The 15,380-nt window shown below is 42.7% G+C and carries 17 protein-coding genes and 2 pseudogenes; 7 read left to right on the top strand and 12 right to left on the bottom strand.

The annotated features are described in order from the left end of the window. Positions 1 to 73: 73 nt before the first annotated feature. Positions 74 to 991, bottom strand: coding sequence for a class I SAM-dependent methyltransferase (locus tag XI25_RS01415; protein ID WP_046677015.1), 918 nt, complete (start codon positions 989 to 991; stop codon positions 74 to 76). Positions 992 to 1,324: 333 nt separating this feature from the next. Here XI25_RS01415 and XI25_RS01410 point away from each other — a divergent pair, with 333 nt between their 5' ends. Continuing rightward, entirely contained in the window at positions 1,325 to 1,738 is a 414-nt protein-coding gene (locus XI25_RS01410; RefSeq protein ID WP_152669044.1) for a hypothetical protein, read from the top strand. Positions 1,739 to 2,043: 305 nt separating this feature from the next. On the opposite strand, the gene XI25_RS01405 is transcribed toward XI25_RS01410, so the two are convergent. From XI25_RS01405 to XI25_RS01375, 8 genes and pseudogenes are all read right to left on the bottom strand, one after another. Next, positions 2,044 to 2,673 (bottom strand): hypothetical protein, encoded by a 630-nt coding sequence (locus tag XI25_RS01405; RefSeq protein ID WP_046677013.1) that lies wholly within the window; start codon positions 2,671 to 2,673, stop codon positions 2,044 to 2,046. A 101-nt stretch (positions 2,674 to 2,774) separates the two neighbouring features. Then, positions 2,775 to 3,594: pseudogene (locus XI25_RS01400) on the bottom strand (SDR family NAD(P)-dependent oxidoreductase). A 27-nt stretch (positions 3,595 to 3,621) separates the two neighbouring features. Continuing rightward, positions 3,622 to 4,500, bottom strand: a complete 879-nt coding sequence (locus XI25_RS01395) for an ADP-ribosylglycohydrolase family protein (protein WP_046677012.1) — start codon at positions 4,498 to 4,500, stop codon at positions 3,622 to 3,624. A 77-nt stretch (positions 4,501 to 4,577) separates the two neighbouring features. Beyond that, positions 4,578 to 5,225, bottom strand: a complete 648-nt coding sequence (locus tag XI25_RS01390) for a FusB/FusC family EF-G-binding protein (RefSeq protein WP_046677011.1) — start codon at positions 5,223 to 5,225, stop codon at positions 4,578 to 4,580. A 340-nt stretch (positions 5,226 to 5,565) separates the two neighbouring features. Next, positions 5,566 to 6,117 (bottom strand): hypothetical protein, encoded by a 552-nt coding sequence (locus XI25_RS36020; protein ID WP_327204705.1) that lies wholly within the window; start codon positions 6,115 to 6,117, stop codon positions 5,566 to 5,568. Next, complete coding sequence (locus XI25_RS36015) at positions 6,114 to 6,845, bottom strand: DUF4179 domain-containing protein (protein ID WP_327204704.1); 732 nt, start codon at positions 6,843 to 6,845, stop codon at positions 6,114 to 6,116. The genes XI25_RS36020 and XI25_RS36015 overlap by 4 nt, the downstream gene beginning before the upstream one ends. Then, positions 6,811 to 7,374, bottom strand: a complete 564-nt coding sequence (locus XI25_RS01380; protein WP_046677010.1) for an RNA polymerase sigma factor — start codon at positions 7,372 to 7,374, stop codon at positions 6,811 to 6,813. The genes XI25_RS36015 and XI25_RS01380 overlap by 35 nt, the downstream gene beginning before the upstream one ends. 431 nt (positions 7,375 to 7,805) lie before the next feature. Beyond that, positions 7,806 to 8,732, bottom strand: coding sequence for a hypothetical protein (locus XI25_RS01375; protein WP_046677009.1), 927 nt, complete (start codon positions 8,730 to 8,732; stop codon positions 7,806 to 7,808). Positions 8,733 to 8,978: 246 nt separating this feature from the next. On the opposite strand from XI25_RS01375, the pseudogene XI25_RS01370 reads away from it, so the two are divergent. After that, positions 8,979 to 9,352, top strand: a pseudogene (locus tag XI25_RS01370) (BlaI/MecI/CopY family transcriptional regulator). 1,048 nt (positions 9,353 to 10,400) lie between these two features. Here the strand turns inward: XI25_RS01370 and XI25_RS01360 are convergent. Continuing rightward, a complete protein-coding gene (locus XI25_RS01360; RefSeq protein ID WP_052759404.1) occupies positions 10,401 to 11,189 on the bottom strand; it encodes a class I SAM-dependent methyltransferase in 789 nt (262 codons plus the stop codon). 294 nt (positions 11,190 to 11,483) lie between these two features. On the opposite strand from XI25_RS01360, the gene XI25_RS01355 reads away from it, so the two are divergent. The 4 genes from XI25_RS01355 (at position 11,484) to XI25_RS01340 (ending at position 13,708) form a co-directional block, all read left to right on the top strand. Beyond that, positions 11,484 to 11,897 (top strand): DUF1259 domain-containing protein, encoded by a 414-nt coding sequence (locus tag XI25_RS01355; RefSeq protein WP_046677007.1) that lies wholly within the window; start codon positions 11,484 to 11,486, stop codon positions 11,895 to 11,897. Positions 11,898 to 12,083: 186 nt separating this feature from the next. Further along, positions 12,084 to 12,500: a MarR family winged helix-turn-helix transcriptional regulator gene (locus XI25_RS01350; RefSeq protein ID WP_235439610.1), complete on the top strand. Its 417-nt coding sequence runs from the start codon at positions 12,084 to 12,086 to the stop codon at positions 12,498 to 12,500. After that, positions 12,497 to 12,886, top strand: coding sequence for a hypothetical protein (locus XI25_RS01345; RefSeq protein ID WP_052759403.1), 390 nt, complete (start codon positions 12,497 to 12,499; stop codon positions 12,884 to 12,886). Before XI25_RS01350 ends, XI25_RS01345 begins: the two co-directional genes overlap by 4 nt. Before the next feature lie 99 nt (positions 12,887 to 12,985). Then, a complete protein-coding gene (locus tag XI25_RS01340; protein ID WP_046677006.1) occupies positions 12,986 to 13,708 on the top strand; it encodes an SDR family NAD(P)-dependent oxidoreductase in 723 nt (240 codons plus the stop codon). Between the two features lie 94 nt (positions 13,709 to 13,802). On the opposite strand, the gene XI25_RS01335 is transcribed toward XI25_RS01340, so the two are convergent. Next, a complete protein-coding gene (locus XI25_RS01335; RefSeq protein WP_046677005.1) occupies positions 13,803 to 14,321 on the bottom strand; it encodes a GrpB family protein in 519 nt (172 codons plus the stop codon). Positions 14,322 to 14,325: 4 nt separating this feature from the next. Further along, the gene (locus XI25_RS01330; protein ID WP_046677004.1) at positions 14,326 to 14,553 is read right to left on the bottom strand and encodes a cytidine deaminase; all 228 of its coding nucleotides are present in this window, start codon (positions 14,551 to 14,553) and stop codon (positions 14,326 to 14,328) included. 198 nt (positions 14,554 to 14,751) lie between these two features. On the opposite strand from XI25_RS01330, the gene XI25_RS01325 reads away from it, so the two are divergent. After that, entirely contained in the window at positions 14,752 to 15,378 is a 627-nt protein-coding gene (locus tag XI25_RS01325) for a GNAT family N-acetyltransferase (protein WP_046677003.1), read from the top strand. Positions 15,379 to 15,380: the final 2 nt, after the last annotated feature.

Genomic DNA, 15,380 nt, shown 5'->3' with positions numbered 1-15,380 from the left:
CTGTAAAAAACATAGGAGAATTAGTAACAGCCTAATGACTGAACAATGACAGTTATGAGCTGCTAAGATGCAATTATTCTACCACTGCTTTTACGAAATAGGCATGCTCATAGGCATAGTAATCATCTGAACGATTCTGAAAGTATATGTTCTGGATATCCCTCGGACTAAAATGCTCCACAAGGCGTAACCCTATCGCTTGAAGTTCGGAGCCGAGTGTATTCGGATCAAAGCCTGTTACCATAGGTTCGCCCGCTTGGCGCAACATCGCATGCATTATGTTCACGCGTGCCGCAGCTTTTTCAGGAATAAAAGCATCGTTATCCCAATAATCAAAAATGACTATGCTATTCGGGGCTGTATTCTCTGCAATCATTCGGAGTGTATGAAATACCGCTTCGCGAGGTAAGTAATGAACGACACCAAGCCAACTGAATAAAGTAGGAGCGTTATGATTGTATGGAGTGCGTGCCAATTCCGTATCCAGTTTATGTATCGTAAAGTCGAACGGAATAAAATGCAGATGTGATGGAATGTCCCAGCCTAGCTCGGCAAGGCGCTTTCGCTTGAAGGCTTGCGTCGCAGGGTGATCAATCTCGAAGATTTGAAATGGCAGATGCAACTCAGTGTTCCGAAACGCAAACGTATCCATTCCAGCACCGAGAATAACGTATTGGCTCATCCCTTGCTGAATAGCGGCATGAAGGTGATCCTCTGTATATCTTGAACGACTCAGGAACAATGAAGTAGGAAAGTAGGATTGAACCATGGCTGAGACTGCATCTGCCCGATCGGGATTCAGAGACGCACGCTGTGGATCGATTAATGGAAGTGCGTTCGCCATTCCGTCATCGAATGCAGCGAGATCTTCCTTGGTCAGCAGACGTAGCGCCATAAAATCATCAAAGATCTTAGGCGTTGCGTGAACAGCATGGTGGGCTCGAAGGTAGGCGCTCATCAGTGCCGTTCGTTTTATTTGGGTATCGTCCATTCGTATTCCCCCTTAAATTTTGATGAAATCCCTGTAATTATATTATATGAAATAATATACAAATATTTATGGAATCAGCCAGAATATAAAATTATAAAAATGATGTATATAATCGCTCTAGATGGATTTATTTTAAAATTTGAGCGCTTGGCTGTTATAATGAAAACAAATTCTCCTGAAAGGACGTGGACAATGGGCGAAACGACGACAGCAATTTCTAACCCTATAATTGAAAAGCTTCTTTCACCGAAGAACCGGCCTTGGTATAAGAAAAAAAGAAATTTCATTCGCTTCGGCATTGTACTTGCATGGTTAACGGGTGTTATTATCGTTATGGCGAAATATTCCGCCGACGTTCGCGACATTTTTTGGATCGGTATAAGCGGTTATTGCGGCGTTCTGCTCTTATTTACGCTCATCCTTGCCTATATCCTGCAGAGAATGCTCCGATCCAAAGGTAGAATCCATAAAATGGAATACTTCTTTCTGCTGATCCTGTTCGTTATGAGTCTTTATCCGGTATTTCAACTGGGCAATCTTGCGGCAGATATCGTTCAAGGCCCCATCATCTTGGAGAACAAAATCATGGAGCAGTGGAATCCGTCTCGGGGCGGCGACAAGGTCAGAACGTGGGATGGGAAGCAATACGAGATCGTGGATTCAGAGATCAAGCTGAAGGCAGGAAGTCATTACCGATTGCAGGTCTTGGAGCATTCCAAACTTATCTTGGATGCAGCAGAGCTCTAACACGCATTCCATAACTGCGATTATGTCTCACTTAAAGATCTACCGCCATACCTTCTGCCATAGGGGTGTTTGGTAAGCCTGGGCACCAAACGATTCCAACTCGATTAGCATTTCTTGATTCAGTAAAAATAAGTCACCAACAATGTCACCATTAATGCCCGTTAGTTGAGAAAAGGCAGCCGATCAAAAAAAGTCGGCTGCCTCCTTGTATTTATTGAGCTATCTTTTCTTTCCGTTAGCACAACAGTAATTCGTCTAGAAGTTTGCTTTAACCCCTCTAAATCAGATAGTCCATTCCCTGTGGTCTAATCATCAAAACGCAAGGTGAACACGAGTGCCCACTCCGTTCTGCTTAACGATTCCGGCGAAAGATCCGCTGTATAGATTTCATTTGAACTTGTAGCTTGCATGCCAAACACATGCACAGGCTGATCGGTCGTAAACGAATGTGGACCCGTATCCTGAATCAAACCTCGTGCGGTCAACTTTTTATCCCAAGGAATGGTAAAGGTAGATAGGCTTGATCCCGAGTGATCAACGGTACTGACTTTAATCATGCTGAACTCGTTTTGACCCTCAATGGATACCGTTTCAACGGATATTACTACTTCTACTTCGTTGCTACTCTTTTGCTCGTCCGAACTGTAAAACAAATCCCCTATCGACCCTGCTGAGTCAACCTTCTGCCCGTTTTTCCAGATGTCTATATCCAAGCTAGCGTTGGGTTTACTTCCCTCATATTCTAATTTAAAAGCACCTGACATCGCGCCGAGGAATAGCTTAAACTTAGCTGCTTCCCCTTGGAATAAATCAACCGGCGTCAGCTTTATCTTAGCAGATTTCGGATTGTTCCCAGGCGAGATCATCTCCTTTCTTTCTGAAAAACATCCGGTTAGAATGAATAAAACGATCAATATGCACGCTTTTAACCTCAATTGACCACCCCCATTTAACAAATTGCCTGCTATACGTCACGGGTTCATAATTGACAAGGTCTCTTCAATAACCCAAATTATACCATAAGACTTAACAAGGTTTAATTGAAGTTGTTTATGTTTGCTTTGCGGGCGATATTACAGAAGTACCGTATCAACTTCCGATGAACGCCTGGAAAAAGGGTAAAGAAAATATCCATCGTCCGTCGAAGAGGCATCGGGCAAACAATCGCTTCATTTCGCTCAAGACCCTTTAACGCGATTCGTGCAAATTGTTCGGGACTCATCATTTTCTTCTTTTGCACTTGTTCGTATATTTTCGTTTGGTCCATGCTGATTCCTTCGCCTTTTAAGAATATCGGCGTATTCACGAACGTTGGGCATAGCGCGCTTACCTTTACTCCGAACGTTTCCGCCTCATAATGGAGAGATGTAGTCAACCCTACAATGGCGTGTTTGGTTGTCGCGTAAGCAGCTGCAGTTGGCGACGGGCCAAGTCCTGCTACAGAAGCTGTATTGGCAATATGGCCGAAACCTTGTTTTTTCATTAATGGATAGGCCGCCTGAGTGCCATGGATAACACCCCAAAGATTTACGCTGACGATTCTCCCCCAATGCTCTCGCGACATATTGTACAGTTCGCCATACATCGCGATCCCCGCATTATTAAACATATAATCCAATCTCCCGTGTTCCATATGTACATTATTGACCATGGTTTCTACCTGAGCGGCATCCGCGACATCCAGTTTGACGAATTGCGCTCTGCCGCCTTTTTTTTTCGATATCACTTACCGCCAGTTTACCACCCGACTCATCGATATCCACAATCACGACGAATACATGTTTGCTCGCCAACTGGCTAGCAATTGCTTTACCAATACCCGAAGCGCCACCCGTTACAATCGCTACTTGGTACAATGTTTTCAAAATACTCACATCTAAACATCATGAAGTTTTAAAGGCATACAGCTTCGAAATCGTCCGGTCGAGTCTCTCTTTGATTAGGATTGCCTCCGCATATCGGGCAGGAATGCCCTCATAGCCGTAGTAAATGCCTGCCAACCCGCCGGCGATGGCGCCGATCGTATCGGAATCTCCTCCTAGGTTTGCCGCCTGCTGCACGACTCCTGCAAAATCTGTCGTATAGAGCAAAATATGTAGTACCCACCGGAAGGTATGCACCACAAAACCGCTCGGCGGGCAATCCGGCTGCGCTTCAATCATGCCTTCGTATTCGCTTCCCACCACCTCGGCCATGATGGCTGCCCTTAAGTTTTCGCCCTGCAGAAGGCGGTGAGCCATTCGGTTGTACATGACGCAGACTTCGGTGCACCTTGGATCATAATGCGTCATCCGTGACTGCATGACCGTCACTCGGTCCATGTCCGCCGGGTCCTTGTAGGCCAGTGCCGCCGGCAGGCATCGCATGAGGGATCCATTCCCGCCGCTTTGCCCCATATCCATGTGCGCAATAAAAGCCGCTTCGAACCAGTCTCCCTCGTATTTTTGAAAAACATGACGGATGATATTCCCTATGTCTTTGGGCCGTGATTGGTACCATTCCATAAAAAAACGCCCGATCGCCTCCATCGGCTCCCCAGGATTATCGAGTATCCCTTCCGCCACGCAAAGGGTCATCATCGTATCGTCGGTCACTTCCCCCGGTTCCAGGTCCCATATCCCGCCGCCGATGATCTCCGTCAAATAGCCGTACTTCGCCTCAATTTCCCGCGTGCTCATAAACTCCGTCGTTCCGCCAAGAGCGTCGCCTACAGCCACTCCGTACAGCCCACCCTTGATGCGGTCGATTAATTTGTTTTCCATGCAAACACCTCACATTCTGTTCCAGCCTTAATATAAAATCGGCTGCCTTATAGGGCAACCGATTTGTAGTTAAAGCATTATTTGCGAACGGAGAGAATGAACTTCTCCAGTGAACCTGTATCAGTAATACTCTGATTGCATACTTGATTATCCATACATACGTATTGACCAATGGCGGCATAATTATCCGCTGAAGGGATCGATGGCTTGGTCTTCACGAAGAAGAATGCAAGCTCTTGGTGCCGATTGCAGAACAAGCAATACCCTTTCTTGTTAGTAGGCGTAATTCTTCCCTCGATACCGATAAACTTTCCTTCAAACGGATATACAATGAATAATTTGTTCGCGGCAATATCCACCCAGCTGAGGTACGTCAAAAATCGTAAGTCCATGGATCGTAGATCAGGTACTTTCAGTTTCTTGGTTTTAGGAAAAAGCTTCTCAATCTGTTTTGGCGTAATCGGTGGATATGACTCTAGGTATGGTTCTAATTCTCTGAGATATCTTTGGAAATCGTATGCCGTCTCGTAAGTTGATATTTGTTCCAGCATTTGCTGCTGATCTTCTGTCAGGTAAGGAAATGCTTCAATAATCTTCATTACGGATTGATATCTTACGGCTTCCAAGACATTCCGATCCGCTACGTTTCGCAATGTGTTCAGAAGGAAATCCGCTTGTTTCTTAATTACGTTATATTGATGGTTTCTAATAAATGGTGTACTCATAGCTCTTCAGCCCCTTATTTTTCTTAAAGATCATAAGGTGCAAAGCCCGCTATAAGAAACGATGAAATTAAGTTTGGGCGATAAAATCTATCAACCATCCTATCGCACCCCACGCAAAGTATCGCCCTAAATCAGGCTTTGCATGAGGACTTCCTAGCTAATGAGCAATTCAGTATTGCCATCAGTAAAACCCCCAATCAGATTTTATAAGAAAAGTATAACAAAAACTGCCATTAGGCACAATTTATTCGATGGATGAATAACCATACCTTTGTCGCTTGCTCGATATACACAAAATGCTTGTTTGAATGTATTGTGCTGTTATAACAAGCGCATGATTTTATTTTTTGATATCTACAGGAACCGATATTTTCTTATTGTAGGTTTTGATGTAATGGAATCCGTCGATCAGCAGGAATTCTGGTTTGTCTGTGGTGTTAAACGAATATGTCTGCTCCCACATGATGTTACCGTTCTTCAGATCCCAAGGGCGTGATGAGGAAATCTCTGATACGGGAACTACGTTGCCGCCAGCTTGTATGGATATATTGTCCATCTCCAAGACTACAAATTGCTTTCTTGCAATTACGATATCATAGCCTTTATCGGTTTTTGTTACGCTTCGAACCCATAACTTTTCATCACCTATTTTGATGGATCGATCAGATGGTGAGGCAAGGGAGATGGGTTCTTCTATTTTCTGAAATCCTTCGAAATTTTCGAGTACAAGTTCAAGGCTCTCAATCTTGTCTGTTGGAAGCACATCAAATTCAAGTTCAAATTCTGGATTGCTCCCCCTCATTCCCCATGATTTCACTTGTGTTCCATTAACATAAAGCTTTGTTTTGCCAGAAAATCTCGGGTATTCCTCTAATTCATAATGCCCCTTCACGATGGTTGAAGATGGCGAAGCGTAATGGAGTCATAGTGGACAGTCCCCTGATCGACAGCGATGGATTTTGAAATATCCGCTTTAATCATGCTTTTCATCGCTTTATTAGCTTCAAACTCGAAGGAGATGGGATAGGATACCCGCTCCCCATCCAGCCACTCATTGAATGTAACGGTTAAAGTTCTGGAGAATGGACTCACAGGCTCGAATTTGTGTACTCCAATGAACTGGGACTTGTCTTTGCCATCATTGCCGCCTCCCCCTCGTGAATCAGAATTAGTCAGGAATCCGCGCAAGTTACCAAATTGGTAACGAACAAAATCATCGTCGGTAAATTCGGTGCCTGCTGGCCGATCAATGGTGTAATACATGAGAAATCCATTATCGTCCGCAATAACGCCATCAATGGTAATGACAGTGCCGTCATGAAGCGTTATGCTTTTGTCCACCCGTTGCCCGTATCCTTGCTCCGCCACTTCTGAAAAACTGAGAGAACTTAAACTGACTTTATTAAAGTAATAAGCGAAGGCAGGATATTCATATATTCCAACAATCAGAATGAGCGCTGCAGCAGCTGATGCTACCCATGCGAAAGCTTTATTCGTGTTTCTTTTTTTAGTGGGGACATTCTGAAGTGCATTTCGAAGTCTGCCCTCAAGTTCTGACGGAGCCTGTACCCTATTCAAGGTCTGTTTATGCTCTTGTAATTTCTCCTCGATCGTTTTCATAACGATCCCCTCCAATCATGACTTTCAGTTTTTGTATTCCTTGTGAGATTCTTGATTTGATTGTTCCAAGCGGTACGCCGGTCATGTTCGCAATCGTCTGATACGGAAGATCATGAACATAACGAAGTTCGATCGCTTCCCGCTGCAGTGCATTCAGATGAGATAGCAGCACCTGCATGTCCATCTCAGACTCTTTATAGCGATATGGATTATCGTCAGTTAATGCAGCAAGTGATGCTTCTCGCTCGTCTTCCAGTGGAAGAAATCGCTCCTTTTTGCGGAGTAAAGTTTTGCACCGATTGACGAGAATGGTTTTGCTCCAGCTGTAAAATGCTTCGCCCTTATGCAATTGATCAATATTTTCATAAATTTTAACAATCATGTCTTCCATCGCATCCATCGCATCATGCTCGTTTCCCATGTATGAATAAGCAAGACGATAATAAGCGTCCTGATCGGCCATGATTAGTTGCAATAAAGCTTCCTTGCTGCCTTTTTGGGCTTGTCTGACAAGATGGCTTATTTTCATGTTCTCTCCCCTTTTCATAGATAAGAGCTAGCAGAGGTTATAAAAGTTCATTTTGTACAAAAAAAATTCCTCAACCAAGTTACAGGGAAGTTACTAATCCCCTAGGAGGCTGCTGAGGGTAACGTTCGAGTAACTGATTCTTTTTAAGATTACGCTTCTCCGGAAGGCCCGTATACCTATCTGGTCCAAAAATCAGATTTACATTCGATAATAATCTAATCGGCTAGTTTGCAAGTTCTTGCTCTTTTCCGGCTAACGATATTCTTGTCTTAAGTTGGGACAGAACTTTTATCGTTTAATCAAAAAAGCCGCCAATTTGGCGACTTCTTATGCGTGTATGTTCTTGTCTTCCGACAAAAAAAGACGACCTAGCAATGTTCCCACCAAGCCTTCCTCATCCTGGTCACTTCTCTTCGACCATGAGCTCTTTTCTAAAGCACGTCTTTCGTAGTATACTCCGGTCCCAATCGTTCGATGACTCGATCCAATTGCCTGGTTAAATAAGGCGAAACGTTACCAATGCCGGCCACCGCTTCTAACAAAGGAAAGGTTTGTCCGCCCCACGGACCTTGCGGATCAAAGACTTGTCTGCCGATTCGCAAGCCTCCTGCTTCTATGTAGATGTTCAATCGTTCCAATCCTTCAATTAGCAGGCCGACCGGCAGCGCTTTATTCCTGCGCCGAGACCATTCTGCCAAGAAGGACATGCCGCGCAATAGATCATATTCAAAAAACCTCGGAAAGCAAGGCTTCAGCCATTCCATATCCAGGACTCTCCCATTTTGTTTAGAACATACAAGACGATGCTCTATTAAATAGCGTGCGCCTTCATCCAAGAAAACGGCTTCTTGTTCAGTAAATTCGCGGTCTGTATGCCATAAGATAGCTTCAAGCGGAGGAAGTGTAGAAACAATAGAGCTTTTTTTAGAATGAATATAAGCTTCAGGCTCGCAGTTCAGTCCGCCATCAGGCAGCTGATGCTTTAAGAGCCATTTGCGAATCCAAGGCAGTTCCTTGTCCAAATCACAGCCATACGCCATTAGGATCATATAGTATACGGCAAGTTCGCAATGGCAGCAATCCATCTTCATCTTGTCACTTTCAGTTGTTGGCTGGTCTTCCGCGGATATGACGAAGGTCTGCCAGACCTGAGTTTCGAGTAAACATTTAGCTCTGACAATGGCAGACTCGGGAATTAGCTTCGCCTCTCCCATTTCATAAAGAGCAGCCATATGCCACCAAGCCCCATCCCATTTTCGACGGCTGTACTCGCAGTGAGCCATTTCCAACTGCGGAGTAGATTCAAGAAACTGTATAGATTCTTCGATGGCCAAACGAATGGTTTGATTTGTTTCCATCTTATATCTCCTTTTTAATTACTTTACTTCACGCTTCATGATGTAAGAGGAATGATAAAAATCAATAAGACAAAACCGTCTGTTTCCGTTGTAACAAGCAACAAAATAGGCTTACTATCAGGCTAAAACATATGGATTGGCTAATTGACAACCTACTACACAATGTAGTGAATTTGATTAGTACGTAATGTAGTAATAGTAATCATGTCATTATGGACGCATAATGATAAGTCGAGGTGTGCACCGGTGAAAAATGTCCAAAAGTTGTCTGACACTGAAACGGAACTCATGGAGGTGATTTGGGAATGTGACCCGCCTGTCACATCGCCGAATTACTGCGTATTTTTGCCCAACGGGGAAAAGATTGGAAGGCGCAAACAATTTCCACCTTCCTATCAAGATTGGTGGACAAAGGGGCTCTAGAAGCCACAAGGGATGGCCGAACGAACAAGTATGTTCCCCTCATATCTCCGAAAGATTACAAACTGGCGGAAGCGCAATATGTACTGGACGGGTTATACCAAGGATCGGTCAAAAACTTAATCGCTGCCTTGTATGACGGCGACAAGCTTTCGGATGAAGACATAGCAGAGCTGAAGCAATGGTTTTCGGGAAAGTAGGTACAGTCTATGAGTAAACTTCTGGAACTGCTCGTTTCCCTTTCCGTTGCAGGAAGTACCGTTGTGATCTGCATTCTCCTGTTGCGGCTCATTTCACCAGGCGTCTTCCCTCCGAAATGGCGATATGCAATTGGAAAAATGGCCATGCGATAATGATGACCGCAGCGGCAGTCGTTGCTGTTGGAGCAATCGGTACATCGACAGCCACCTGGGCAGCTAAGCTAACACCCAAGGTGAATACGGATACTAATCAAACCTATTCTATAATATATGAGGGCGTACGATTTTTGAAATACAGTACCCTTACGCCTGATGAACAAAAATTCGTAACCGAAAAAGGGTTAAGGGGCCTATATGCTCTTGTAGGGTATGAGCACTTGGTACCGGAAGTCTTAAAGTAATTTTTTCACGACGTTCCGAGTCAGGGAGCCTTTTGCGTCACATGACAAAATCACCACCTTTTAACTGAGTGTATCAAAAAAGAGCTATCTATACGATAGCCCTCCTTCTTACATATAAGCGTCAGCTTTAAGATTTTTTTCTAAAAAACAGAAGAGAAATCAGGATAATTACTAGAATTGCAAAAATATTAAAGATCACTTGGAATGTTTCAACTTGTGTCCGAGAAATAATAAAACCCATAATAGTAATAACTAGAACTACTAACCCAAAAAAGAGATTTTTTTTATTCAAATTAACACCTCCTACCGGCGAAAAATATATATTGCAGAATAACATACTAATTAGAAAAATATACACTAAATATTGGGAAAGGGGAGGGTGTAATTATATGATGTTGCGACAAAAGCACTGCCTTCGGGCAGTGCTTTTTGGGTTATACGGGTGGTGTCAGCTGCGCTCCCTCCCCTTATTCGGGCTTGAAGGCTTTTTCAAGATGTTCAGGCCCTTGCGCTGGCGCTATCGCTTTGCTCTTTTCTAGGAGGACCGCCACCCACCTTCGATTCATGAGCAGGATGATGTTGGATCCTGCACAAAAATATATGTTATTCAACTGTTTCCCGTCAATTTAGCAAGGTGACATCCAGAATCAGGGATGGAGTGGTGATAATTCAATATTAATTTTATCAGCAATAAGAGTGGAAAACTCCGGAAACCTTGGATCTGTATGACTTGGTATTTCTTCGAATGTTCGTATAAATAACCCTGCCGTCCCAATGGCAGCTATAATCTCACCGACTGTCCAACTTCGCACTAAAACTTTACCCAAATCAGAGCGTTCTTCCTCGGGCAGCAGCTTAGCAAAAGCCACTTGTCCTTCCTTGATGCTTTCGTCAAAGTAATTACCGGTTGGCTGCTTCAGATTGTATGTGTTCATCCATGCACGTGCGAATGGATGGAAGTCAGTCAAAATAAACCGACCATTTTCCCCCAGTCTGCGACGAACCACTGAGAAAATAGAGTTGAGGTCTGTGAAATAATGCAAAACCCCAAACTCCATCAACACGAGATCAAATACGCCTAGTGTCTCTTCGTTTGGGATACTCAAGACGTCGGAACAGACATAGTCGATTTCCACACCTGCGGCAGCCGCCGCCTCCATCGCATACAACTGATTTTCTTCAGAAATGTCCACCACGGTTACATCAGCACCTAGCAATGCTAAAGAAATTGCCTTTCGACCGTGTGAGCCAAGGAGGTTAATAACTCGCTTGCCTGCCGGATCACCAATGTACTTCAGCCAGTAACGCAAGTGATGCTTGTGATTCAACTTCAGTTCTGCCGCAAGTTCTTCCGGTGTGCCATACTTTCGAACCCAAGCCTGATACGCTTTCGTTTCCCACGCAAGCTTATTCGCATTTGCCATTTCTTTTTGCAAAAAATCATACCTCCCAGATTCATTTGTCAACATCCGCTGGTATATAATACCATCTACTTTCATGTTGTCAACATTTTACTACTTACTACTCTTCTGTCCTTATAACAGTGCTATTAATACATTTTATTTTAAATAGAATACTTGTTATTTCTTCAGGATGTACTTCTATATACTCGATGGCTACTTATTTCTAAAAGTTTGTACGTTTCTCTCACTTCATTCGTCCAAGAGATCGATTCGCCAGATTCATATCTTATTTATATAACATACTATAATGATAAGGAGATGGTACGAATGGCAATCAGTCCTCTGTGTCGTCGATTTGCAGCTATCCTTGGTGCGAATCCTCAAATCATTAACGGAGTTTGCACAGCTTCGAGAGTGCGAAACAATATCAAGCCCGTGATCCTGGGTAAACGCAGCAAATCATTTTTGGCGATTCCGCAAGCATTTTCATTTGAAAGCATCGGAAGAGGGGGACGGGCACTTTGTCTCGGTGAAACCGTGATTCTAACCGCCGAAATCAACCCGTTTATTTCTCGGCTCAGAAAGCACAATATCAAGGTCACGGCGTTGCATAACCACTGGCTCTTCGACAAGCCGAATCTGTGGTACATCCACTTTGAGAAAAAAGAGCAGCCGTTGGTATTCGCCAGAGAGGTTCGCGATGCATTGAACGTTTTAACTACCAGAACTGTTCGTCCGTAATAAAGCAGCCTATACGCGGCGAGGATCGCCGCGTTTCTTTTTTGCGTCCATTTCCACTATCTTATAAATGCGATTATTAATGCGATTCATTGAATAACTTGTTTATAGCTTGGCAAGGGAGTTTCATTATTTCATGAACAGGTCCTTCAAGAAAAAATTCGTAAATTCAATAGGTATTATGCAAATGTGCTAGGTAAAATCGATCAAGAAATGTATAATAAATCTTTTCCATTAACAGAAGCACGGGTAATAACAGAAATCCATCATAGAAGTGGCTGCACGGCAACTGAAGTTAGAGAAAAACTTGGAATTGACCGAGGCTATATGAGCCGAATTATCCAACGATTTGAGGATGAAAATATAATCTTCAAAAAACAGTCAAAAGAGGATAAACGTCAATATTCCCTTTTCTTAACCCAAGATGGCGAGAACATTTATAAAGGCTTGGTTGAAAAAGCACGTCGCGGAGTCGATAATATGATTCAAAGCTTATCAAAAAATGATTTATCCACTCTGACGGTGTCAGATTTAAAAAACAAGCTCCACCAAAAAACGCTCTACGCAAGCTGGATGTCGACAATCAGGCTGACTTCGAGCTTATGAAAAAGTTTGCAGCTGAAAGAATACCTGTATCCTCAACATTTGGCGTAAAGGATAGCGAACATCTGTTGATGTTTTACTTTATTCTGGTTACTCGTGATTCCATATATTATGACCAGGACGAGGATGCAATTCTTCTATTTAAACAAGAAGAGAATCATTTGCATGTCTTTGATATCATAAGCAAACGGAAAATCAATTTAGAGGCCGTTGTCAATCATATGATTTCCGATGAGACGGAGTTGGTTCATTTTTACTTTGTGCCTGACAGCGTCAATCAGAACATCCAGTCTGCCTTGATCACGGAGACGGACGATACGTTGTTTGTTCGACCATTATTAATCGATGGAGTGAAGCATTTTAAATTTCCGTTTACTTCTCATGCATAGATTATGGATGGGAACCATTTCATTTAATCACTTTAGTTGTTACGCGTATTTTTATAATAAATAAAATTAAAAAGTATAGTTATTAGAAGGAGTGATCGAATGAGTAAGAACTTTATTATATTTGGAGCAAGCCAAGGGCTAGGCGATGCCTTTGTAAAAGGCTTACCCACTAAGGGAGATACAGTATGGGTGGTGTCACGCACACGTCCAAGCAGCTTAGATCTGAATGATGGCGTAAATCGTCAATGGCTCGCAATTGATTTATCTAGTCAACAACAAATTCCTTCTTTAAAAGAAACCTTAAAAGACATAGCTATTGATGTATTAATTTATAATGTCGGAGTATGGGAAAAGCGTGGCTTTGAAGATGACTATACATTTGATAAAGATGAAGTTCAAGATATTTCGAACATAATCAATATTAATTTGACTTCCACTATTACATATATTCAGGCGCTTTTACCTAATCTAAGACAGGCAAAGAACGGAAAAATTATTTTAATCGGTTCAACAGCCGGCTTAGATCATACGAATAATGCACAAGTTTCGTTTGTTACATCGAAATTTGGCTTACGTGGTATTACAAATGCTTTACGTGAGCATGTGAGAAAAGATAAGATCTCTGTAACGTGCATTAATCCAGGAGAGCTTGCTGCAGAAGTACCTTATGAAGAAGGTGCAGAAAAAGCAATTACATTGTATGAAGGTACTCGCATTCCTGTACAAGACATTGTAGCCATTGTCCAATGCGTTATAAATTTATCTCCTGTTTCATGTGTAAAGGAAATCAATATTCCTGCCATAACAGACTTAAATGCATGATTGCATTGCTTTTAAGAATAGAGTTGCACCCCTAGGATTCATCGGATTACCTAAGGGGTGCGCTTCTTATGAATAGAGATTTTCTTATTTTTAATTAGCGAACAGTCCAATGCCAAATCAATGCTTGCTTTTCTATTTTTTTCACAAAATCGTCTTTTCCGTCGCCATACCCTTCTATGTCATTTGGATATTTTTTGGCCAGTTCACTTTTTAATTCACCATAGTCTTTTGAAACTTCAGGATGATGGCAAAGATAGTCTCTAAAGGTTAGATGGCGCTCGATTTCTTGGACATTATCATACTGGAAAGCGTGAATTTGGTGCGTTCGGTTGTCTCCCCCTTTGCGGAAGTATCTTCTGCCACAAATACCGAACTCGCCCATTACTTCGTAGCCAAGCTTTTCAAATTGTACGGAGTAATTATCCAATGCGTTGATATCATTAACTACAAGCAGGATATCAATAATGGGTTTCGCTTTCAGACCTGGAACGGAAGTACTACCAATGTGAAAGCTATTCACTAATTCACCATGGAGAATTTCTTTAATTTCGCGTTCTTCCTTTAGATACTCTTCTTTCCAATAAGGATTGTGTTCTACAACAGTGATATTCATAGGTTCACCTCTTTTCCCTTTTCATAAATTCACCTTGCGTTATCATGGTTGCAGCCGCGGCATGCTCTGCACAAAACCCCATAGAGTAAGCCGTATCGATACTTACCCCTGTATAGATCTTTCCACTTTTAGAAATAATTGCTGCTCCAACTCCTCCTGCACTCGCATATTCCGAAAGCTTTCGTGAATATATCACAGCTTTTGCCTCTCTATAGAGTTCATCAAATGTCATTTTGATCCGCCCCTTCCATGTTGATTAAACTTTAACTCCTATAACCCCCTATCCTTCTCAATAAGTTTTCTGCTTTTAAACAAAATGATTTTTAGGGATGGCCGAATTCAAACACTTGACCTTAGGTCTGACCTAATGTGTATCTTTGAGATATTCCAAGATTATCGCGGCTACAAAATCCAAAAAGGAGGAACCCTCATGGCTACAGCACCGATAACAATTGAACCTATGGAGGCCAAGCATAATCCACAGGTCGGCCGCTTGCTTGTTCACGGGTTTCGCGGGAAATTCCAAACCTTGACGAACATGAATGATGACGATCTCGCTCTTTTTTTCGAAAAGCTGTTTGAACATTATCCCACCGAACCGGCAAGTCGAAGAATGGTCGCCCTGCTAGATGAAGAAGTTATCGGAACGATATCTATCAAATGGAAGCCCGAATCTGACAGGAAACAAAAGCAAAAACTTCCTTCGTGGAAGAGCTTCAATAGGTTCGGAACATGGCGCCTGTTAAAAATGCTGATCGGGTTATCTTTATTAAATCATAAACCACAGGCTGGAGAATGTTATATTGCTGACATTGTTGTGCACCCGAACCACCGAAGCAAGGGGGTTGGAAAGCTATTATTGCAGTGGGCGCAGCATTTTGCGCAAACCGAGCCACACCTAGATGTGCTGAGCTTGCACGTCGTAGGCAATAACCCGCGTGCCAAGCATCTATACGAGCTCCTGTCATTCCAGACTCATTTGCAAAAGAATAGCTTAATGCGCCATTCTTTGTTCAATGAATCGAAATGGGACTATATGGTCCTGAGATTGAAATAACT

It is taken from the genome of Paenibacillus sp. DMB20, assembly GCF_000987955.1.
Lineage (GTDB): Bacteria > Bacillota > Bacilli > Paenibacillales > Paenibacillaceae > Paenibacillus_AQ.
The sequence above is the reverse complement of the archived record's forward strand: the minus strand, read 5'-3'. Positions and strand labels throughout refer to the sequence as shown.